Source organism: Streptomyces viridiviolaceus (genome assembly GCF_014650995.1).
In the GTDB taxonomy this organism is placed as follows: domain Bacteria; phylum Actinomycetota; class Actinomycetes; order Streptomycetales; family Streptomycetaceae; genus Streptomyces; species Streptomyces viridiviolaceus.
This window is the reverse complement of the sequence record NZ_BMWA01000026.1, coordinates 13,652-34,615: the sequence shown is the minus strand read 5'-3', so window position 1 is coordinate 34,615 and position 20,964 is coordinate 13,652. Positions and strand designations below refer to the sequence as shown.

The following is a 20,964-nucleotide window of genomic DNA, read 5'->3' as shown; positions in this document are numbered from 1 at the left end:
GCGTCCGAGGCGGTCCTCGGGAGGCGCGGCTGGTGGATCAATGTCGCCAGGTCATGGCCCGATGATAGGCGGGCCGGCGGCCCCCCGCGGGGGAATCAGGTGGGCGACCCCGACGAGAAGCGCCGCAGCAGCGGCGACAGCACCAGCACGGACTTGGTCCGCTCCACGAACGGCTCCCCGGCGATCCGCTCCAGGACCCGTTCGAAGTGCCGCATGTCGGAGGCGAAGACCTGGGCGATCGCGTCCGCGTCCCCGGTGACGGTGGACGCGGCCACGACCTCCTGGTAGCGCTCCAGGCCCCGCTGGATGGTCTCCGGCGAGGTGTTGCGGCGGCAGTGGATCTCGACGAACCCCTCGGTCTCCCAGCCGAGCGCGGCCGGGTCGACGCGCACGGTGAAGCCGGTGATGGCTCCGGTGGCGCGCAGCCGGTCCACGCGCCGCTTCACGGCGGGCGCGGACAGGCCGACCAGTTGCCCGATGTCCGCGTAGGAGCGGCGGGCGTCCTCGGCGAGGGCGTGCACGATGCGTTCGTCGAGATCGTTCAGCACTGCGGGTCGTTCACTTCGCTTCTGATGTGGCCAGTCGGGAGCGGCGGTAGCCGTATACGAAGTAGAACACGAGCCCGACCGCCATCCAGACACCGAAGACCACCCAGGTGACGGTCGACAGGCTGCCCATCATCCACACGCAGAAGCCGAAGCCCAGGGCCGGCAGCACCGGCGACAGCGGCACCCGGAAGGTGCGGGGCATGTCCGGACGGGTCCGGCGCAGCACCACGACGGCCACGTTGACCAGCGCGAAGGCGAAGAGCGTGCCGATGCTGGTGGCGTCCGCGAGCTGCCCGAGCGGGATCGCGGCGGCGAGGACGCCGCAGAACAGGGACACGATCAGGGTGTTGGCGCGGGGGGCGCCGGTCTTCGGGTGGACCTTGGAGAACACCTTGGGCACGAGGCCGTCCCGGGACATCGCGAACAGCACGCGGGTCTGGCCGTAGAGCACGGTCAGGACGACGCTGGCGATGGCGATGACCGCGCAGAACGCCAGCAGCGTGCCCCAGAAGTCCTGCCCGGTGACGTCGCTCATGATCTGGGCGAGGGACGCCTCGGAGTCGGTGAAGGTCCGCCAGGGCCGGGCGCCGACGGCGACGGCCGCGACGAGGACGTACAGCGCGGTGACGATGACGAGGGACAGCATGATCGCGCGCGGCAGGTCGCGCTGGGCGTTCTTCGCCTCCTCACCGGCGGTGGAGGCGGCGTCGAAGCCGATGTACGAGAAGAACAGCGTGGCCCCGGCGGCGCTGACGCCGGCCATGCCGAGCGGCATGAAGTTCTCGTAGTTGCCGGAGCGGAAGCCCTGGACGCCGATGGCGCAGAACAGCACCAGCGCGGCGATCTTGACGACGACCATGACGGTGTTGGCGCGGGCGGACTCGCGGGCGCCGCCGAGCAGGAACGCCATGGCGAGCAGGACCACGATCAGCGCGGGCAGGTTGAAGATGCCGCCGTCGCCGGGCGGGGCCGACAGAGCGGCCGGGATGGTGACGCCGACGGTGCCGTCGAGGAGCTCGTTGAGGTACTCGCCCCAGCCGACGGCGACGGCGGCGACCGACACGCCGTACTCCAGGACCAGACACCAGCCGCAGACCCAGGCGACCAGCTCGCCCATCGTCGCGTACGCGTACGAGTACGAGGACCCGGCGACCGGGATGCTGCCCGCCAGTTCCGCGTAGGACAGGGCCGAGAACAGCGCCGTGAGGCCGGCGATGACGAAGGAGAGGGTGACCGCGGGTCCGGCCTTGGGGACGGCCTCGCCGAGGACCACGAAGATGCCGGTGCCGAGCGTGGCGCCGATGCTGATCATCGTCAGCTGCCACAGGCCGAGGGAGCGGCGCAGGCTGCCTCCCTCGCCCTGGCCGCCCTCGGCGACCAGGCGTTCCACCGGCTTGCGGCGCATGAGGCGCGCGGCCGGGCCCGGGGACGGCGGGGCCGCCGATGCGTCGTGGTGCGGGGGTGCGCCTTGGTCGAGCACGCGTTGACTCCTTTGTCGCTGCCGGTCTCAAGCGGGCGGGCTTGCGGCGGGCTTGCTGAAGCGGCGGGGACCGGCGGCGCTCGCGGAAGCGGGCACCCACCGAGCGGGGTCCCCGCCACGCCACGTACAGCGCAGAACCCTATGAGCGGGGCGTTGCCCCCGGTAATGCAGCAACCTTGCGCGTCTCCGCACGATCGTTGCGTTCCCCGGGTCAGGACGTGTGTTCGTTGCGCGGGGGCTGTCGAGCGTTGCGCCGGACGGTCGTGGTGCGGTGGATCGGCCCTGGTCAGCGCCCGGCCGACGCCCGCCCGTGCCCGCGGGTGATCTTCCGTGCCGCGATCCCGCGGGGGACGGCCGGTCACGGCGACGGCCCCCGCTCCTCCCGGTGACGGGAGGGACGGGGGCCGTTCGGGACGGGTGCCGCTCAGCTCCAGCTGGCGTGCAGCGGCTTGCCCTCGGCGTACCCGGCCGCGCTCTGGATGCCGACGATGGCCTTCTCGGCGAACTCCTCCAGGGAGGCGGCACCGGCGTAGGTGCAGGAGGAACGGACGCCGGCGATGATCGAGTCGATCAGGTCCTCGACGCCGGGGCGGGCCGGGTCGAGGAACATCCGGGAGGTGGAGATGCCCTCCTCGAACAGCGCCTTGCGGGCCCGGTCGTACGCCGACTCCTCCGAGGTGCGGTTGCGCACCGCGCGGGCGGAGGCCATGCCGAACGACTCCTTGTAGGCGCGGCCGTCCGCGTCGTGCTGGAGGTCGCCCGGGGACTCGTACGTCCCCGCGAACCAGGAGCCGACCATCACGTTGGACGCGCCGGCCGCGAGTGCCATCGCCACGTCGCGGGGGTGGCGGATGCCGCCGTCGGCCCACACGTGCTTGCCGTACTTCTTCGCCTCGGCCGCGCACTCCAGGACGGCGGAGAACTGCGGCCGGCCGACACCGGTCATCATGCGCGTGGTGCACATGGCGCCGGGGCCGACGCCGACCTTGACGATGTCCGCGCCCGCCTCGATCAGATCGCGCACGCCCTCGGCGGAGACGATGTTGCCCGCGACGATCGGGACCTGCGGGTCGAGGTCGCGCACCAGCTTGATGGCGCTGATCATCGACTCCTGGTGGCCGTGCGCGGTGTCGATGACGAGCGTGTCCACGCCCGCGTCCAGCAGCGCCTGGGCCTTGCCCGCCACGTCGCCGTTGATCCCGACCGCGGCGGCGATGCGCAGCCGGCCCTGCGCGTCGGTGGCCGGCGTGTACAGGGTGGCGCGCAGGGCGCCCTTGCGGGTGAGGATGCCGGCGAGCCTGCCGTCCCCGTCGACGGCGGGGGCGTAGCGGCGGTTGGCGGCGTCGAGGGTGTTGAACGCCTCGCGCGGGTCCATGTCCGCGTCGATCAGCAGCAGGTCCTTGGACATGACCACTTCGAGCTGGGTGAAGCGGTCCACGCCGGTGAGGTCGGTGTCGGTGACCACGCCGATCGGCTTGTGGTTCTCGTCGACGACGACACCGGCGTTGTGCGCCCGCTTGGGCAGCAGGGCCAGGGCGTCGGCGACGGTCTGGTGCGGGGCCAGCACGATCGGGGTGTCCAGGACGTGGTGGCGGCCCTTCACCCAGGAGACGACCTCGGTGACGACCTCGATCGGGATGTCCTGCGGGATGACCACGAGGCCGCCACGACGGGCCACCGTCTCGGCCATGCGGCGACCGGCGATGGCGGTCATGTTGGCGACGACGAGCGGGATGGTCGTGCCCGTGCCGTCCGGGGAGCTGAGGTCCACGCCCTGCCGGGAGCCCACGGCGGAGCGGCTCGGCACCATGAAGACGTCGTCGTACGTCAGGTCGTACGAGGGCTGGATGTCATTGAGGAAACGCACGTGCTGCACATCCCAGTGGTTCAGAGGTGGCCCCCGGACAGGTCAGCCAGGGGGAAAGAGCACGTACTTCATTCTCCCATGTCAGGCGGCCCATCCGCCCCGGGCAGATCATCCAGGCTGGTCAGGACCCTGTTTGGAGGAACCTCCAGGACCCAGGGTCACGAAGAGGCCCGCGCCGCGGTCGGTCGCCTCGGCGAACACCTCCTCGGCGACCTGCCACTCCTCCGGCCGCGCCTCGGCGTACGCCCGCCAGCCCCGCACGACGACCAGCAGCCCCCGCTCCACGGCCCCCGCGGGCCAGAGGGTGTCGTCGGACAGCGAATCGGCGAGGGCGTCCCAGTTGCGGCCGAACCACTCGGGCAGCCCCAGGGCACGGGCGCAGCGGTCCATCAGGCCCGCCTTGTCGGTGACGCCGTCGAGATCCAGCGTGATCACGATCCGTCCCGCCGGGTCTTCCGTCATCTCAGCACCGCCCTGAAGGAGTCGTAGTGATCGTCGGTGTAGTAGGTCTCGCCGTGCCGGCCGGTCACGATCCGCCGGGCCCCGCGGTCGCGAGAGCCGGGCGTCCCGACCGTGTACTCGTGGTAGTAGCCGCGCTCGTGGCGCGGCAGCAGGCCCTCGAAGTTGCCGAAGACGGCACCGTCCCGCTCGTACGGGAAGGGCCCGCCCGCGTCGATGAGCCGCAGAGTCTCGCGGGCCTCGGCGGGCAGCTCGGACTCCCGGACGGTGGCCATGCCGGCCGACCGCTCGGGGGCCGGGGCTTGTGTCGTCGAGCAGGCTGTGAGCAGGACGAGAACGCCGACGAGCCCCCGGAGGACGAACCGCAGCACCATGCCGCCGATGCTGCCACGGCCCTCCCCCCGTCACCTCTGGTCAGGCCCCGTCCGGATCCGCCCGGTTGAGCGCCGGCCTGGGCGTCGGCCCGGCCGTCATCAGGTAGTCCGCGGCGGACGTGTCCGTCACCAGGCTGGTGACCAGTCCGGACCGCAGCACCGCGTCGATGGCCGCAGCCTTGCGCTGTCCGCCCGCGATCGCCACGACCTCCGGGATACGGCGGAGCTGGTCCGCCTTGACCGTGATGCACCGCTCCCCCAGGTCCCGGCCGACCCGGCGCCCCTCGGCGTCGAAGAGGTGCGCGGACATCTCGGCGGCGACGCCGAGCGAGGCGTAGTGCGCCCGCTCCTCGTCGCTGAGCATGTCGTGCACCGTCGAGATGCCCGGCTCCCAGGAACCGATGGAGACGCAGGCGACCGTGACCTTGTCGAAGTACTCGAAGGCCCGCGCGATACCCGTCTGGTGGCGCAGCGCCGTCGCGGTGGCCGCGTCGGGCAGCAGCATCGGCGCGTAGATGGGGTGCGCGTCGCCGCCCGACACCTGGGCCGCACGGCGCACGGCCTCCACCGAGCCGCGCTCGGCGGTCCCGGCGTCGTACACGCCCGTCAGCTGCACCACCGTGCACGGCGGCAGCCGGTCCAGCGCCGCCGCCATGTGGATGGTGGACCGGCCCCAGGCCAGCCCCAGCACGTCCCCCTCGTTGACCAGCTCGCCGAGCAGGTCGGCGGCCACTTCCCCCAGGTTCTCGGGATCGGGCGTCTCCTCGGCGTCGGCCGGGGACTCCACCACGACCGCGTGCCTGAGGCCGTAGCGGGCGCGCAGCGCGTCCGAGCGCTCGGCGTCCAGCTCGGCCGGCACCCTGATCTCGATTCGTACGAGGTCCCGTTCGAGGGCGGTCTCCAGGACCCGGGCCACCTTGAAGCGGCTGACGCCGAACTCCTCCGCGATCTGGATCTTGGACTTGCCCTCGAGGTAGAAGCGGCGGGCCATGGCCGCCGCCTGGACCAGCTCAGCGGGTCCCATCCGCATGGCTGACCGGCCCGCCGACATACCCGACACGGCGATCTCCTCACTGCTGTTCACACTCTGGATTCGCCGTTCATCCTTGCAGATCCGGCGCTTTTGATCAGCCCTGATGGGAGCCGTTCACGTTCTCGTGGTTCAGTGGTCGCACGCCCAGGACGCCTTGGCGGTCGCCGCCTCGGCACGGGTGCGCAGTGCACGTACGGCCTCGGCAGGGTCGGACGCCCCGTACACGGCCGAACCCGCGACGAAGACGTCGGCGCCCGCGTCGGCGCACTGTTCGATGGTGGAGTCCGACACACCCCCGTCGACCTGGAGCCACAGCTCCAGACCGTGCTTGCTGATCAACTCGCGGGTGCGGCGGATCTTGGGGAGCATGATGTCCAGGAAGGCCTGCCCCCCGAAGCCCGGCTCGACCGTCATGATCAGCAGCATGTCGAGCTCGGGGAGCAGGTCCTCGTACGGCTCGATCGGCGTCGCGGGCTTCAGCGCCATGGAGGCACGGGCACCCTTGGCCCGGATCTCCCGGGCGAGCCTCACGGGAGCGGCGGCCGCCTCGACATGAAAGGTGACGGAACCGGCCCCCGCCTCCACGTACTGGGGCGCCCACCGATCGGGGGCCTCGATCATCAGGTGGCAGTCCAGCGGGATGTCCGTCGCCCGGGCCAGGGACTCCACGACCGGCACGCCGAGGGTGAGGTTCGGGACGAAATGGTTGTCCATGACGTCGACGTGGAGCCAGTCGGCTCCCCGGACGGCCCGCGCCTCGTCCGCGAGGCGGGCGAAGTCGGCGGACAGGATGCTGGGGTTGATCTGCGCGGCCATGACCCAAGACTGCCATGCCGGGACGCGAAGGGTCGCGCCGGTCCGGGCCCAGGACGTTCATCGGATGTTCGGACGGTTCCGTCCGTGCCTGAGGGGGCGCTCCACGGGCCCCGGGAGGGGCGGCCGTGAGGGACCACCGAGGCGTGGGACACCTGGTGTGCGGGCGGCGGTCGAAGTGGCTGGTGCTCGCCCTGTGGTTGCTGGTGCTGTTAGTGGCGGCGCCCTTCGCGCAGAAGCTCAACGACGCCCAGGACAACGACGCGGCCTCCTGGCTGCCGGCCTCCGCGGAGTCCACCCGGGTCATGGACATCTCCAAGGACTTCCGGCCCGAGCAGGTCCCTGCCGTCGTCGTGTACGCGCGCGAGAGCGGGCTGACGGACGAGGACCGGGCCCGTATCGCACAGGACGTGCGGCAGCTCAAGGAGCTGCGCGACGACGGCGTCATCGGTGCCCAGACCCGGGGCCCGGTGTACGACCGGCCCGCCGACCCGCGTGCGGCCCAGGTCTACGTGCCGATCACGATGGACGGCCGGGGCTGGGAGCGGATCGGGCCCGCCGTCGACTCCGTCCGGGACGACGTCGGCGAGGGAGGCGACGGGCTCGCCGTGCACATCACGGGCCCGGGCGGCACCTCCGCGGACTTCGCCGAGGCGTTCGAGGGCATCGACTCCACACTGCTGTTCTCCGCGATGGCCGTCGTCGTCGTGATGCTGCTGATCACCTACCGCAGCCCCACCCTGCTCGTGGTCCCGCTGCTCGCGGGCATCTGCGCGCTGTTCACCGCTCAGGCGCTGATCCATCTGCTGGCCGAGCACGCGGGTCTGACGGTCAACGCCCAGAGCGCCGGCATCCTCACCGTCCTGGTCTTCGGGGCGGGCACGGACTACGCGCTGCTCCTGGTCGCCCGGTACCGCGAGGAGCTGCGCCGCCACGCGGACCCGCACGAGGCCATGGCTCTGGCGCTGCACCGCGCGGGCCCGGCCGTGCTCGCCTCGGGTGCGACGGTCGTCCTGGGCATGCTGGTGCTGCTCCTGGCCGAGATGAACTCCACCAGCGGCCTCGGCCCGGTCGCCGCCATCGGGGTCGCGGTCGCGCTGCTGGCGATGACGACTCTGTTCCCCGCCCTGCTGGTGATCTTCGGCCGGTGGATCTTCTGGCCGGTGATCCCGCGCTTCGGCGCGGCCGACCCCACCGAGTGGGGCGTCTGGGCGCGCACAGGCCGTCGCATCGCCCGCCGTCCCCGCGTGATCTGGGTCGTCACGGCGGCCGTGCTGGCGGTCTGTTCGCTGGGCCTGTTCCAGCTCCGCGCGGAGGGCATCGGCAACGCGGACGCGTTCACCGGCGAGCCGGACTCGATCGCCGGCCAGGAGGTCTCCGCTCGGTACTTCCCGGCCGGCAGCGGCGATCCGCTGGTGATCATCAGCAACCTGGCGCAGGCCGAACAGGTCGGCCGCGCGGTGGCGGCCACGCCGGGTGTGGTCGCCGAGTCGCTGGGCCTGCCGCCGGACAGCAGACCCTCCTTCGAGGGCAAGGTGCTCTTCGAGGCGGTGATGACCGCCCCGGCGGACAGCGAGGCCGCGAAGCAGACCGTGGAGCGGGTCCGGGACGCCGTGCACGCGGTGCCGGACGCCGATGCCGCGGTGGGCGGCGGGACCGCGTCCCTGCTCGACATGGACAAGGCGACCGCGCGTGACAACGTGCTGGTCATCCCGCTGGTGCTGCTGGTGGTCCTGCTGATCCTGTGCGTGCTGCTGCGTGCCCTGCTCGCGCCGCTGCTGCTGATCGGCACGGTGATCCTGTCGTTCGCGGCGGCGCTCGGCATCAGCGCGCTGGTGTTCCGCCATGGGTTCGGCTACGCGGGCGAGACGACCGACTTCCCGCTCCTCGTCTTCGTCTTCCTCGTGGCCCTGGGCATCGACTACAACATCTTCCTGACGACCCGCATCCGCGAGGAGGCGGCCCGCCGGGGCACCCGCCCGGGCGTGGTGACCGGCCTCGCCGCCACGGGCGCGGTCATCACCTCCGCGGGCCTGGTGCTGGCCGGCACGTTCGCCGTCCTCGGCACCCTGCCCATGGTGGTCTTCGCCGAGATCGGCTTCGCGGTGGCGCTGGGGGTGCTCCTGGACACGTTCGTCGTGCGCTCGGTGCTGGTCACGTCCCTGCTCCTCGACGTGGGCCCGCGGGTGTGGTGGCCGCACCGGCTGGCCCGGGAGGACGGTGGGCCGACGGCGCCGGCACCGTCACCGCAGGTCCTCAGCCGGATCGTCGAATGAGCGCCAGGTACATCGCGTCGGTCCCGTGCAGGTGCGGCCACAGCTGGACGTCGGGCCCCTCGCCCAGGTCCGGCACGCCGGGCAGCAGCGGACGGGCGTCGAGCAGCTCGGTGCGGGGGTGCTGCTTGAGGACGTCGGCGACGACGGCCCGGGTCTCGGCGAGGTGCGGCGAGCAGGTCGCGTAGCCGACGACGCCGCCGGGCCGTACGGCCTCCAGGGCGCTGCTCAGCAGGCCGCGCTGGAGCGGCGCGAATCCGTCCAGGTCCTCGGGCCGGCGCCGCCAGCGCGCCTCGGGCCGGCGGCGCAGGGCGCCGAGCCCGGTGCACGGAACATCGACCAGCACCCGGTCGAAGCTGCCCGGCCGCCAAGGCGGCCGGGTGCCGTCGGCGGCGATGACCTGGTACGGGCCGGGGTTCCCGTCCAGCGCCCTGGCCACGAGCCCGGCCCGGTGCGGCTGCTTCTCGGAGGCCAGCAGGAAGGCACCCCGCTCGGCGGCCAGGGCACCGAGCAGCGCGGCCTTGCCGCCGGGCCCGGCACACCCGTCCAGCCAGCGCCGGTCCGGCCCGTCCAGGGGCGCGTTGGCCAGGGCCAGCGCGACCAGCTGGCTGCCCTCGTCCTGCACCCCGGCGCGGCCCTCGCGCACGGCGGTGACGGCACCGGGCTCACCGCCCTCGGTCAGCCGCACGGCGTAGGGCGACCAGCGTCCCGGCACGGCGGCCTCCTCGCCGAGCAGCTCGTCGCTGGTGGCCCGGCCGGGCCGCGCGACCAGCGTGACCTCCGGCCGCTCGTTGTCGGCGGCCAGCAGCTCCTCGATGCCGGCGCGGCCGCCGCCGAGCGAGTCCCACAGCGCCGAGACGACCCAGCGCGGATGCGAGTGCACGACGGCGAGGTGGTCCTCGGGGTCCTCGTCGTAGGGCGGGGCGACCCGCTCCAGCCACCCGTCGAGGTCGTCCTGCGCGACCTTGCGGAGCACGGCGTTGACGAACTTGGCCCGTCCGTCGCCGAGCACCACCCGGGCCAGCTCCACGGAGGCGGACACGGCGGCGTGGCTCGGGATCCGTGTCCCGAGCAGCTGGTGCACGCCGAGGCTGAGCACGTCCAGCACCGGCGGATCGACCTCTCGCAACGGCCGGTCGACGCAGGCGGCGATGACCGCGTCGTACGTCCCCTGCCGCCGCAGCGTCCCGTACACCAGCTCGGTCGCCAGCGCCGCGTCCCGGGCGTCGAAGTCACCGCTCTCCCGCGCCTTGCGCAGCAGTGGGGGCAGGACGAGGTTCGCGTACGCGTCCCGCTCGTCCACGGCCCTGAGCGCCTCGAAGGCGAGGACGCGGACGGGGTCCTTCTTGGGCCGGCGGTAGGGCTTGCCGGGTCTGCGGGGACGACGAGGCTGCTCGCTCACGAAAAAGGTGCTCCGGGTGTGGGAGGAAGTGCGCCTCCCAGCCTACGTCGGCCGAGGCGGGAGGCGGTCCGGGGGCGTCAGTCCCCGAGGGTCTCGCCCTCGGCGATCCGCACCCCGCGCGCCCAGTCCGCGGCCCGCATCGGCTTCTTGCCCTGGGCCTGCACCCACAGCAGCTCGACGGCGTACGAGCCGGTGCCGACGTACACGTTGTTCTTGCCGGCGGCGAGCCGCCCCGGGGCGAGGTCGGTCCGGTCCGGCACGGGCGTGGCCTGCACGAGCTTGAGCCGCTCGCCCCGGAAGGTGGTCCAGGCGCCGGGCGCGGGGGTGCAGCCGCGCACCACCCGGTCGACGCGCAGCGCCGGTGCGGACCAGTCGACCCGGGCGTCCTCGACGGTGATCTTCGGGGCGAGGGTGACGCCCTCGGACGGCTGCGGCACGGCCTTCAGGGTGCCGTCCTCGATGCCGTCCATGGTGGCGGCGAGCAGCCCGGCGCCGGCGAAGGCGAGCCGGGTCAGCAGGTCCCCGCTGGTGTCGCTGGGGCGGATCTCCTCGGTGACCGTGCCGTAGACGGGCCCGGAGTCGAGCCCCTCCTCGATGAGGAAGGTGGAGGCCCCGGTGATCTCGTCCCCCGCCATGAGCGAGTGCTGCACGGGCGCGGCCCCGCGCCAGGCGGGCAGCAGCGAGAAGTGCAGGTTGATCCAGCCGTGGACCGGGACGTCCAGGGCCACGCGCGGCAGCAGGGCACCGTAGGCGACGACGGGGCAGCAGTCGGGCGCGATCTGCCGCAGCCGGTCCAGGAACTCGGGGTCCCCCGGCCTGGCGGGCTTCAGCACCTCGATCCCGGCCTCCTCGGCCCGCTCGGCCACGGGGGAGGCGACCAGCCTGCGCCCGCGTCCGGCCGGTGCGTCGGGCCGCGTGACGACGGCGGCCACCTCGTGCCGCCCGGAGGCGATCAGGACGTCCAGAGCGGGAACGGCGACCTCGGGGGTACCGGCGAAGACGAGCTTCATGGGTGGGACGGGCCTCTCGGGCTGGGGCAGTTGCGGGCAACGCAACAGTCTACGAGCCCGCACGGCACGGAAAACCGCCGACGGCACACAGCCCCCGCGGGCGACGCAGGCCCCTCGGCCGACCGGACACGACTGGTGCGCGGGTGGGAGACCCCCGAGGCCGCAGGCCGAGGGGCGCACGCATATGCCGCCGCGCCCCGACCCGTGACCCGCGGAGCGCTGACGCGTTGGTCAAGGAAGAGTTGACCACAACGGGCCGCCCGCGCGGCCCGATTCCTTTCAACGCCGGTTCGAGAGGCTTGTTCATGGCCGACCACGCAACCCACGACGCCCAGGCTCGGGCCAGCCTGCACTTGCTGGTGCGGGACATCGAGCGGGTCCGCCGGCAGGTGGACGCACTGCGTACGCTCACCGCCCAGCTGGGCAACGTCTACCGCCCGCGCCGCACCGGGCCCTCCACGGGCTTCGTCGTCTACGGACGCGCCCCCGCACCGACGGTCCGTCTCGCCCAGGAGCTGCGGGACAGTGTCGAGACCCTGGTCACGGCCGCCGTGGACTTCGACCGCTCGCTCGGCTTCTCGTGGGACGCGGTCGGCTCCGCCCTCGGCGTCACCAAGCAGGCGGTGCACCGCCGTTACGGCGCCCGCCGTGCCGCGGCCCAGACGGCGGCCCCCGAGACCGCCGAGCGCGCGCCGGAGCCGACGGGCACCCGCACGGTCAACGTGGGCACCGGCGTCACCACCGTGCCGACCGTCCCGGCGGCCCGCTCCATGCCGACCCAGCCGACGGCCGGCAGCCCGGCCCTGCGCGACGAGGTCAGGCCGACGGCCTTTCCCGGCCCGCGCAACGGCTGACCGGCCGTCCCGTCCCCCGCCTCGGCCCTCCCGGTACTTCTCCCGGGAGGGCCGCACCATGTGCCCCGGGTCCGCGCGGCTCAGCCGATGTCGGGCGGATCGATCCGCACCCACACCGCCTCTTCGCCCCCACGTGCCATCCGCGCCGCCTGCGCGGTCTTCAGCGCGCCGGCCAGTGCCGCGCCACTGCCCGGCGGCACCCGCACCAGCGCCCGCTCCCAGTGCTCCCCGGGCGGCGGCGCCCCCGCCCGCCGCGGACGCCCCGCGGGGGTGACGGGCAACGGCACGGGCCCCAGGACCTCGGCCTGGCGCGGCAGTACGACCGCCCGCAGGAAGCCGGCCACCGCCTCGGGACGCCCCGACACGGACGCCATGCGGGACACCGGCGGGAAGCCCAGCTCCGCCCGCTCGGCGAGCTCCCGGACCGCATGGCCGACGGGGTCCCAGCGCACGAGTGCCTGCACCGGCCGCAGGGTCGGCTCGGCGACCACGACGACGGTGCCCCCGGCGCCCTGCGGGCGTACCAACGCGCAGGCGGCGATCCATCGCCGCAGGGCGTCCTCACCGGCGCGCAGGTCGGGCCGTCCGAGCATGGCCCAGCCGTCGAGCAGCAGGGCCGCCGCGTACCCGCCCTCGGCGACGGGCTCGGCGCCCGGGGTGCTCACGACCAGCGCGGGGGCCCCCGGCACGGTGTCGAGCACGTGCTCGCGTCCCGAGGTCCGCACGGGCACGGCGGGGAAGGCCCGCCCCAGCTCCTCGGCGGTCCGCCGGGCCCCCACGACCTGGGCACGCAACCGGAAGGAACCGCACTCCGGGCAGTGCCAGCCGCTCTCCTCGCGCCCGCACCACCCGCAGCGCAGCGCGGACCCGGACTCCTGGGCGGCCAGCGGTCCGGAGCAGTGCCGGCAGCGTGCGGGGGCCCGGCAGGCGGCACACGCCATCCGGGGCGCGTAGCCGCGCCGGGGCACCTGCACGAGCACCGGTCCGTCCCGCAGCCCGTCCTTGACGATCTGCCAGGCGAGAGTCGGCAGCCGTGCGGCCCGGGCGGCCTCGTCCCGGGCCAGATCACCGTCCCCGACGGTCCTCACGAGCGGGGCGGAGGCCCGCACCTGGTCCCGGGCCGCGACCAGCGGGCGGGCCCAGCCGCTCTCCACGAGCTGCGCGGCCTCCACGGTGCAGCTCCAGCCGCCCAGCAGGAAGGCGCACTTGTCCTGGGCCGCCCGCAGCAGCAGCACCTCCCGTGCGTGCGGCTGCGGGGCGTGGGGTTCGCTGTGGCTGTCGTCGCCGTCGTCCCAGAGGGCGACCAGTCCGAGGTCCCGCACCGGCGCGAACATGGCGGCGCGGGTGCCGACGACTGCCCGTACGGCGCCGCGCCGGACCGCGAGCCATTGCGCGTACCGCTTCTCCGGGCCCGCGTCGGCGGTGAGCACCGCGTGCCGTCCCTCCCCCAGCAGGGAGGTCAGCGCGGCGTCGGCCCGGGCGACCGTCCGCCCGTCCGGCAGGACGACGAGCGCACCGCGGCCGGAGGCCAGCGTCGCCGCCACGGCGCGCGCCAGCTCCTCGGCCCACCCGGGTCCGGGCAGTGCGTTCCACACGGCGCGCGGCGCTCCGCCCGAGGCGAGGGACGCGACGAACGCGGCACCCCGCTCGTACCGCTCCCAGGAGCCGGCCTCGGGCGCCGGTGGCGGCGGCAGCGGCTCGGGTGAGGGGCGCTGCTCGGCGCGCGCGTTGCGCGGCGGGACGGCGAGCTGCAGTACGTCGGCGAGGCTGCCCGCGTACCGGTCGGCGACCGCGCGCGCGAGTCCCAGCAGCTCCTCGCCGAGCACCGGCTCGGGGGAGACGACCTGGGCCAGCGCGGCCAGCGGTCCCGAGTAGTCGGACTCGGCGAGCCGCTCGACGAGGAACCCGTCGATGAGCCCGCCGCCCTCGCGCCGCCCTTCGCGCACCCGGTGCCGCCCCGCTCCGAACCGCACCCGCACCCGCACCCCGGGCTGGGCGTCGGCGTCGAGTTCCTCGGGCACGGCGTAGTCGAAGTACCGGTCGAGGTGGAGCACGCCCTTGTCGACCAGCACCCTGGCGACGGGCAGTTCCTTGGCGAGGGCGGCGCCGCGCCAGGTCCGCGGCTTGGCGCGGGGCGCCTTCGCCCTGCGCACGCTCTCGCGGATGAGCGCGAGCTGCTCGGGCGGCGCGTCCCGAGCGCCCCCGTCCGCCGGTCCGTTCTCGCTGCTCACGCTTGCATTCTTACCAAAGTCCACTGACAACCGCGGCGCCCGAGATCATCACCGGCGACGGTTCGACTCTGCCTTGGACCACTCGGCCACGCCGGCCGGAGCGGTGTGCGTCCGGCCGACGGCGGGATTCGAACCCGCGAGGGCTGTTCGCCCGAAGTACCCGTCGCCTTCGCACCGGGCGCCCGGTGCCGGTTCTCCCGAGGTCAGGGCGGCTGCGGTCACGTGTTGCCGGACTTCACCGCGCGCCACGGGCGCGCTCCATCGAAGTATCCGCGGCCTGCGCACCGGGAGATCACCAGCATAGGAGCCGCCCACGCGGGCCACGAGCCGTTTTCGGTGCGGCCTCCGGACGCACCGGGGCCCGGCGTCCCTCACCGGGACACCGGGCCTCGCACGGAGCCGTGAAGGACTTCTTACAGTCCCGCAGCCTGCCGCAGCGCGTCCACGCGGTCGGTGCGCTCCCAGGTGAAGTCGGGGAGCTCACGGCCGAAGTGGCCGTACGCGGCGGTCTGCGCGTAGATCGGGCGGAGCAGGTCGAGGTCGCGGATGATCGCGGCCGGGCGGAGGTCGAAGACCTCGTCGATCGCCTTCTCGATCTTCTCGGCGTCGATCTTCGCGGTGCCGAAGGTCTCCACGAACAGGCCGACCGGCTCGGCCTTGCCGATGGCGTAGGCCACCTGGACCTCGCAGCGGGAGGCGAGGCCCGCGGCGACCACGTTCTTGGCGACCCAGCGCATGGCGTACGCCGCCGAGCGGTCCACCTTGGACGGGTCCTTGCCGGAGAAGGCACCGCCGCCGTGGCGGGCCATACCGCCGTAGGTGTCGATGATGATCTTGCGTCCGGTCAGGCCGGCGTCGCCCATCGGGCCGCCGATCTCGAAGCGGCCGGTCGGGTTGACCAGGAGGCGGTAGTTCTCCGTGTCGAGCTTGATGCCGTCCTCCAGCAGCGCCTTCAGCTCCGGCTCCACGACGAACTCGCGGATGTCGGGGGCCAGCAGCGAGTCCAGGTCGATGTCGCTGGCGTGCTGGGAGGAGACGACGACCGTGTCGAGGCGGACGGCCTTGTCACCGTCGTACTCGATGGTGACCTGCGTCTTGCCGTCGGGACGCAGGTAGGGGATGGTGCCGTTCTTGCGGACGTCCGACAGGCGCTTGGACAGGCGGTGCGCCAGGAAGACCGGCAACGGCATGAGGGTCGGCGTCTCGTCGGAGGCGTATCCGAACATCAGGCCCTGGTCACCGGCGCCCTGCCGGTCCAGCTCGTCCTCGTCGCCCTCGACCCGCGACTCGTACGCCGTGTCGACACCCTGCGCGATGTCGGGGGACTGCGCGCCGATCGACACCGAGACACCGCAGGAAGCGCCGTCGAAGCCCTTCTTGGAGGAGTCGTAGCCGATCTCCAGGATCTTGCCGCGGACCAGCGTGGCGATGTCCGCGTACGCCTTGGTCGTGACCTCGCCGGCCACGTGCACCAGGCCGGTGGTGATCAGGGTTTCGACGGCGACCCGGGAGGTCGGGTCCTCGCGCAGAAGCGCGTCGAGAATCGTGTCGCTGATCTGGTCAGCGATCTTGTCGGGGTGACCTTCGGTCACGGACTCCGAGGTGAACAGGCGACGGGACACAACGCTCCCTGGGGTTGCAGCGGCTGCTGGCTGATCATTGGTGGACGGCACGGGGGGCTGCACCCGGCGACGTCCGAGAACAGTTTATCGGTCGCACTGGACCGCGGGCCCACCCGTCTCGCCTCTCGGGAGGGCTGTGACCTGCGGCACGGGCATTCTGCCCAATCCGGAGCGCGCTTGGCCAGCGTCGCCACGCGGGATTGCGCGGGGTTCCAGCGCGCTGCGAGGTGCATCGGACATTCAGCCGAGCCGTTCGGCCACGAGGTCCCACACGGTTTCGGCCAGCTCTTCCTTCGGGCCGTGCGGGACCGGGGTCTCGCCGCCGTCGGCGCCGAGCACCACGGCCTCGTTCTCCTCGGCCCCGAAGGTCTTGCTCTCCCCCACCTCGTTCACCACGAGGAAGTCGCAGCCCTTGCGCTTCAGCTTGGCGCGGCCGTTGGCGAGGACGTCGTCCGTCTCGGCGGCGAAGCCGACGACCACCTGCCCGGGGCGGGCACGGTGGGCGGACAACTCCGCGAGGATGTCCGGATTCCGCACGAGGACGATCGGCTCGGGCTCCTGGTCGTCCTTCTTCTTGATCTTCCCGGCGGCATAGGCGGCGGGGCGGAAGTCGGCGACCGCCGCGGCCATGACGACGGCGTCGGCGTCCGCGGCCGCCCGCAGCACCGCCTCGCGCAGTTCCACGGCCGTGCCCACCGGGACCACGTCCACGCCGGCCGGGTCCGGCAGGGCCGTGTTCGCCGCGACCAGCGTGACGCGGGCGCCGCGTGCGGCGGCGGTGCGGGCGAGGGCGTAGCCCTGCTTGCCGGAGGAGCGGTTGCCGAGGAAGCGGACCGGGTCGAGGGGCTCCCGGGTACCGCCGGCGCTGACGACGACGTGCCGCCCCTCGAGGTCCGGCTCCTCGGCGCCCCGGGCGAGCACACGGCGGCAGACCTCGAAGATCTCGCCGGGGTCGGGCAGCCGGCCCTTGCCGGTGTCGACGCCGGTGAGGCGGCCGACGGCGGGTTCGACGACGACGGCGCCGCGGCGGCGCAGCGTCGCCACGTTCTCCTGGGTGGCCGGGTGCTCCCACATCTCCGTGTGCATGGCGGGGGCGAAGACGACCGGGCAGCGGGCCGTGAGCAGGGTGTTGGTGAGGAGGTCGTCTGCGAGGCCGTGGGCCGCCTTGGCGAGTATGTCCGCCGTGGCCGGAGCGACGACGACCAGGTCGGCGTGCTGCCCGATGCGCACGTGCGGGACCTCGTGCACGTCGTCCCACACCTCGGTGGCGACCGGGTTGCCGGACAGGGCGGACCAGGTGGCGGCGCCCACGAAGTGCAGCGCGGAGGCGGTGGGGACGACCCTGACCTCGTGCCCCGACTCCGTGAACCTGCGCAGCAGCTCACAGGCCTTGTACGCGGCGATGCCGCCGCTGACCCCCAGAACGACCTTGGGCTTGTCCACCGTCACTCCCGGACCTCGGAAAACGTATGCCCCCATCACACACCACAGGCCCGGCAGTCGCTCTGCCGGGCCTGTGGAAAAGTCAGCTCTGGGCTGAAAATACTACTGCGCCGGGCCCTCGATGGCCTCGGACGTCAGCAGCCCCGCGTTGATCTCGCGCAGGGCGATCGAGAGCGGCTTCTCGTGGACGTGGGTGTCGACGAGGGGACCGACGTACTCGAGGAGGCCCTCGCCGAGCTGCGAGTAGTACGCGTTGATCTGGCGGGCCCGCTTGGCCGCGTAGATCACGAGGCTGTACTTCGAGTCGGTGGCCTCGAGGAGCTCGTCGATCGGCGGGTTGATGATGCCCTCGGGCGCGGAGATGGAAGAGGACACGCTCTACCTTCCGATGGATGGGAAAGAATCAGTCGCGGTGATCGGTCTGGACCAGGCGATCACTCACGATCACACGACGTCCATCAAGGCTAGCAGCTCGCGTGCCACGTCCTCGACGGAGGTGTTGACCAGGGTGCTGTCGAACTCCGGCTCGGCCGCCAGCTCGACCCTCGCCGCCGTGAGGCGGCGCTCGATCACTTCCGGCGGCTCGGTGCCCCGGCCGGTGAGCCTGCGCACCAGCTCCTCCCAGGAGGGAGGAGCCAGGAACACCAGCCGGGCCTCCGGCATGGACTCGCGGACCTGCCGCGCACCCTGGAGGTCGATCTCCAGCAGCACCGGCTCACCGGCCTCCAGGCGCTCCAGCACGGCCGCACGCGGCGTGCCGTAGCGGTTGCCGGCGAATTCGGCCCATTCCAGCAGCTCGCCGTTGGCGATCAGCTTGTCCATCTCCTCGTCGGTGACGAAGAAGTAGTGGACTCCGTGCTGCTCACCGGGTCGGGGCCTGCGGGTCGTCGCCGACACCGACAGCCAGACCTCGGGGTGTTCCTTGCGCATATGGGCGACGACCGTGCTCTTGCCGACCCCCGAGGGGCCGGAGAGCACGGTCAGCCGCGGACGTTCACTCATGCAGCGATTATTCCAGCAATCCCGGAGTGGTCCGGACTCAGCTGCCGGTGCTGCCGAACTCGCGCTCCAGGGAAGCGATCTGGTTGGAACCGAGGCCGCGCACGCGGCGGCTCTCGGAGATACCGAGTCGCTCCATGATCTGCTTGGCGCGGACCTTGCCCACGCCCGGCAGGGACTCAAGGAGGGCGGAGACCTTCATCTTGCCGATGACGTCGTTCTCCTGGCCCTGCTTGATGACCTCGTGGAGGGAGGCGCCGGAGTGCTTGAGTCGATTCTTGACCTCGGCCCGCTCCCGGCGAGCCGCGGCGGCCTTTTCGAGCGCGGCTGCGCGCTGTTCAGGGGTAAGGGGCGGAAGAGCCACGCCTACGTCACCTCGGATGTCGAACTGTCGGATACGGACCGGTGAGGAACCTAGTCGCCCCACACCTGGGGAGCCACGAGCAACACGCTTGCCCGTTCACTCTCGTCGGAGACTAGCGGTCAAGTCCGCCAGAGTCAGCGAGAACAGCGGAAAAGTCCTGGTCAGCCTCCGTCAGGCCGGACATTTAGGACATACTGCCTCGGATTTGAGAATGTATCCAGACTCTATGCCCCCGCCACCGCGCTCCGGATCTCCTCCGCGAAGCGGTCGGCGGCCGTCCGCAACGCGCTCACGTCCGGACCGTGACGCAGAACACCCCGGCTCACGTTGGGCACCACGTTGCGCACCGCCGCGCCGAAGACCCGGGGCAGATCCGCCGGGGTGGCACCCTGGGCGCCGATGCCGGGCGCGAGCAGCGGACCGTTGATGGCCAGGTCGTACGACGACAGGTCGCCGAGTGTGGCGCCGACCACGGCACCGAAGGAGCCGAGGGGCTCCTCCCCCGCGTTCTCCGCCGCCAGGTGCGCCAGCATCGTCGCCCCGACGCTGCGCCCGTCGGACCGCGTCGCGTGCTGGACCTCGCCGCCCTCCGGGTTGGAGGTCAGCGCCAGCACGAACAGGCCCGCGCCGCTCTCGCGCGCCAGGTCCACGGCCGGCTTCAGGGAGCCGTAGCCGAGATAGGGCGAGACGGTCAGGGCGTCCGAGAACAGGGGGGCGTCCTTGCGCAGGAAGGACTCGGCGTACGCGGCCATGGTGGAGCCGATGTCGCCGCGCTTGGCGTCCATGACGACCAGCGCGCCGGCGTTCCGCGCCTCCTCGACCGACTTCTCCAGCACGGCGACGCCCCGGGAGCCGAAGCGCTCGAAGAACGCGCTCTGCGGCTTGAGGACGGCGACCCGGTCGGCCACCGCCTCGACGACGGTGCGGCTGAACCGCTCCAGACCGGCCACGTCGTCGCTCAGGCCCCACTCGGCGAGCAGGGAGGCGTGCGGGTCGATGCCGACGCACAGGGGGCCGCGCTCGTCCATCGCACGGCGCAGTCGCGCGCCGAAGGGTTCGAGTACCGTCATGAGTTCGTCCTCACATCGGCGCCGACCGCGTCGGCGAGGGTGGCGTACGGGCTCTGCCGCAGACGGGCGGCGAGCCCCTTGTGGATGGCGCGGCCCCAGAAGGGCCCCTGGTAGATGAACGCGCTGTAGCCCTGGACCAGCGTGGCCCCGGCCAGGATGCGCTGCCAGGCGTCCTCGGCGGTCTCGATGCCGCCGACGCCGACGAGCGTGATCCGGTCGCCCACGCGCGCGTACAGGCGGCGCAGCACCTCCAGGGAGCGCGCCTTCAGCGGGGCGCCCGACAGACCGCCGGTCTCCTGGACGAGCGCGGGCGGGGACGTGAGGCCCAGTCCCTCGCGCGCGATGGTGGTGTTGGTGGCGATGATGCCGTCCAGGCCCAGCTCCACGGCCAGGTCGGCGACCGCGTCGACGTCCTCGTCGGCGAGGTCGGGGGCGATCTTGACCAGCAGGGGCACGCGCCGGGTGGTGACCACGCGGTCGGCGGCCTCGCGCACCGCGCTCAGCAGGGGTCGCAGCGCCTCGGTGGCCTGGAGGTTGCGCAGGCCGGGTGTGTTCGGGGAGGAGACGTTGACGACCAGGTAGTCGGCGTAGGGGGCCAGCCGCTCGGCCGACTTCACGTAGTCGCCGACGGCCTCCGCCTCGGGGACGACCTTCGTCTTGCCGATGTTGACGCCGACGACGGTCCTGAAGACGGGCGTACGGGAGGCCAGGCGGGCCGCGACGGCGCGCGAGCCGTCGTTGTTGAAGCCCATGCGGTTGATCAGCGCCCGGTCCCCGACCAGGCGGAAGAGGCGCTTCTTGGGGTTGCCGGGCTGCGGCTCGCCGGTCACGGTGCCGATCTCGACGTGGTCGAAGCCGAGCATCGCCATGCCGTCGATGGCGACCGCGTTCTTGTCGAAGCCGGCGGCCAGTCCGAAGGGACCGTGCATCCGCAGGCCCAGGGCCTCGGTGCGCAGCTCCCTGTGGCGGGGCGCGAGCACGGCGGCCACGAAGGTGCGCAGCACGGGGATGCGGGCGGCCAGGCGGATCCAGCGGAAGGCCAGGTGGTGGGCCTGCTCCGGGTCCATCCACCGGAAGACCAGGCGGAAGAAGAGCTTGTACATGTTCGGGTGTCCCAGGTGT

At 72.7% G+C, this 20,964-nt stretch carries 19 protein-coding genes; 2 read left to right on the top strand and 17 right to left on the bottom strand.

All coding sequences use genetic code 11. The features are described 5' to 3' along the window. Window positions 1-95: 95 nt before the first annotated feature. From IE260_RS31355 to rpe, 7 genes are all read right to left on the bottom strand, one after another. Complete coding sequence (locus tag IE260_RS31355; protein ID WP_189878031.1) at window positions 96-548, bottom strand: Lrp/AsnC family transcriptional regulator; 453 nt, start codon at window positions 546-548, stop codon at window positions 96-98. Between the two features lie 10 nt (window positions 549-558). Beyond that, complete coding sequence (locus tag IE260_RS31350) at window positions 559-2,028, bottom strand: amino acid permease (RefSeq protein WP_189878028.1); 1,470 nt, start codon at window positions 2,026-2,028, stop codon at window positions 559-561. Window positions 2,029-2,452: 424 nt separating this feature from the next. Next, entirely contained in the window at window positions 2,453-3,895 is a 1,443-nt protein-coding gene (locus IE260_RS31345) for a GuaB1 family IMP dehydrogenase-related protein (protein ID WP_189878026.1), read from the bottom strand. A gap of 108 nt (window positions 3,896-4,003) precedes the next feature. Continuing rightward, window positions 4,004-4,357 (bottom strand): barstar family protein, encoded by a 354-nt coding sequence (locus IE260_RS31340; protein WP_189878024.1) that lies wholly within the window; start codon window positions 4,355-4,357, stop codon window positions 4,004-4,006. Next, window positions 4,354-4,728 (bottom strand): guanyl-specific ribonuclease, encoded by a 375-nt coding sequence (locus IE260_RS31335; protein ID WP_189878022.1) that lies wholly within the window; start codon window positions 4,726-4,728, stop codon window positions 4,354-4,356. The genes IE260_RS31340 and IE260_RS31335 overlap by 4 nt, the downstream gene beginning before the upstream one ends. 40 nt (window positions 4,729-4,768) lie before the next feature. Further along, window positions 4,769-5,812 (bottom strand): sugar-binding transcriptional regulator, encoded by a 1,044-nt coding sequence (locus tag IE260_RS31330; protein ID WP_189878020.1) that lies wholly within the window; start codon window positions 5,810-5,812, stop codon window positions 4,769-4,771. 78 nt (window positions 5,813-5,890) lie between these two features. Continuing rightward, window positions 5,891-6,577, bottom strand: coding sequence for a ribulose-phosphate 3-epimerase (gene rpe / locus IE260_RS31325; protein ID WP_189878018.1), 687 nt, complete (start codon window positions 6,575-6,577; stop codon window positions 5,891-5,893). A gap of 125 nt (window positions 6,578-6,702) precedes the next feature. Here rpe and IE260_RS31320 point away from each other — a divergent pair, with 125 nt between their 5' ends. Beyond that, a complete protein-coding gene (locus IE260_RS31320) occupies window positions 6,703-8,850 on the top strand; it encodes an MMPL family transporter (RefSeq protein WP_189878016.1) in 2,148 nt (715 codons plus the stop codon). Here IE260_RS31320 and IE260_RS31315 read toward each other — a convergent pair. After that, entirely contained in the window at window positions 8,831-10,249 is a 1,419-nt protein-coding gene (locus tag IE260_RS31315; RefSeq protein WP_189878014.1) for an RsmB/NOP family class I SAM-dependent RNA methyltransferase, read from the bottom strand. The genes IE260_RS31320 and IE260_RS31315 overlap by 20 nt on opposite strands. A 77-nt stretch (window positions 10,250-10,326) precedes the next feature. Continuing rightward, on the bottom strand, window positions 10,327-11,259 hold the full coding sequence (fmt, locus tag IE260_RS31310) for a methionyl-tRNA formyltransferase (RefSeq protein WP_189878012.1): 933 nt from the start codon (window positions 11,257-11,259) through the stop codon (window positions 10,327-10,329). A 305-nt stretch (window positions 11,260-11,564) separates the two neighbouring features. On the opposite strand from fmt, the gene IE260_RS31305 reads away from it, so the two are divergent. Next, window positions 11,565-12,113, top strand: a complete 549-nt coding sequence (locus IE260_RS31305; RefSeq protein WP_189878010.1) for a hypothetical protein — start codon at window positions 11,565-11,567, stop codon at window positions 12,111-12,113. A gap of 80 nt (window positions 12,114-12,193) precedes the next feature. Here the strand turns inward: IE260_RS31305 and IE260_RS31300 are convergent, their stop codons facing one another. From IE260_RS31300 to IE260_RS31265, 8 genes are all read right to left on the bottom strand, one after another. After that, window positions 12,194-14,344, bottom strand: coding sequence for a primosomal protein N' (locus tag IE260_RS31300; RefSeq protein ID WP_189878008.1), 2,151 nt, complete (start codon window positions 14,342-14,344; stop codon window positions 12,194-12,196). 413 nt (window positions 14,345-14,757) lie between these two features. Further along, window positions 14,758-15,966, bottom strand: a complete 1,209-nt coding sequence (metK, locus tag IE260_RS31295) for a methionine adenosyltransferase (protein ID WP_189878006.1) — start codon at window positions 15,964-15,966, stop codon at window positions 14,758-14,760. A 240-nt stretch (window positions 15,967-16,206) separates the two neighbouring features. Next, complete coding sequence (gene coaBC / locus IE260_RS31290; RefSeq protein WP_189878004.1) at window positions 16,207-17,409, bottom strand: bifunctional phosphopantothenoylcysteine decarboxylase/phosphopantothenate--cysteine ligase CoaBC; 1,203 nt, start codon at window positions 17,407-17,409, stop codon at window positions 16,207-16,209. Window positions 17,410-17,511: 102 nt separating this feature from the next. After that, window positions 17,512-17,784, bottom strand: a complete 273-nt coding sequence (gene rpoZ / locus IE260_RS31285; RefSeq protein ID WP_003977348.1) for a DNA-directed RNA polymerase subunit omega — start codon at window positions 17,782-17,784, stop codon at window positions 17,512-17,514. Window positions 17,785-17,853: 69 nt separating this feature from the next. Next, window positions 17,854-18,411 (bottom strand): guanylate kinase, encoded by a 558-nt coding sequence (gmk, locus tag IE260_RS31280; protein WP_189878001.1) that lies wholly within the window; start codon window positions 18,409-18,411, stop codon window positions 17,854-17,856. Window positions 18,412-18,448: 37 nt separating this feature from the next. Then, window positions 18,449-18,772, bottom strand: a complete 324-nt coding sequence (locus IE260_RS31275) for an integration host factor (protein ID WP_003977346.1) — start codon at window positions 18,770-18,772, stop codon at window positions 18,449-18,451. A 224-nt stretch (window positions 18,773-18,996) separates the two neighbouring features. Then, the gene (gene pyrF / locus IE260_RS31270; protein ID WP_189877999.1) at window positions 18,997-19,842 is read right to left on the bottom strand and encodes an orotidine-5'-phosphate decarboxylase; all 846 of its coding nucleotides are present in this window, start codon (window positions 19,840-19,842) and stop codon (window positions 18,997-18,999) included. Beyond that, window positions 19,839-20,945: a quinone-dependent dihydroorotate dehydrogenase gene (locus IE260_RS31265; RefSeq protein WP_189877997.1), complete on the bottom strand. Its 1,107-nt coding sequence runs from the start codon at window positions 20,943-20,945 to the stop codon at window positions 19,839-19,841. The genes pyrF and IE260_RS31265 overlap by 4 nt, the downstream gene beginning before the upstream one ends. Window positions 20,946-20,964 lie beyond the last annotated feature (19 nt).

What these genes read in the sequence shown, in the direction of transcription:
- gmk (WP_189878001.1), bottom strand. Translation starts at nt 18,411, where the DNA reads ATGAGTGAACGTCCGCGGCTGACCGTGCTCTCCGGCCCCTCGGGGGTC.
- IE260_RS31340 (WP_189878024.1), bottom strand. Translation starts at nt 4,357, where the DNA reads ATGACGGAAGACCCGGCGGGACGGATCGTGATCACGCTGGATCTCGAC.
- IE260_RS31305 (WP_189878010.1), top strand. Translation starts at nt 11,565, where the DNA reads ATGGCCGACCACGCAACCCACGACGCCCAGGCTCGGGCCAGCCTGCAC.
- IE260_RS31265 (WP_189877997.1), bottom strand. Translation starts at nt 20,945, where the DNA reads ATGTACAAGCTCTTCTTCCGCCTGGTCTTCCGGTGGATGGACCCGGAG.
- fmt (WP_189878012.1), bottom strand. Translation starts at nt 11,259, where the DNA reads ATGAAGCTCGTCTTCGCCGGTACCCCCGAGGTCGCCGTTCCCGCTCTG.
- pyrF (WP_189877999.1), bottom strand. Translation starts at nt 19,842, where the DNA reads ATGACGGTACTCGAACCCTTCGGCGCGCGACTGCGCCGTGCGATGGAC.
- IE260_RS31335 (WP_189878022.1), bottom strand. Translation starts at nt 4,728, where the DNA reads ATGGTGCTGCGGTTCGTCCTCCGGGGGCTCGTCGGCGTTCTCGTCCTG.
- rpe (WP_189878018.1), bottom strand. Translation starts at nt 6,577, where the DNA reads ATGGCCGCGCAGATCAACCCCAGCATCCTGTCCGCCGACTTCGCCCGC.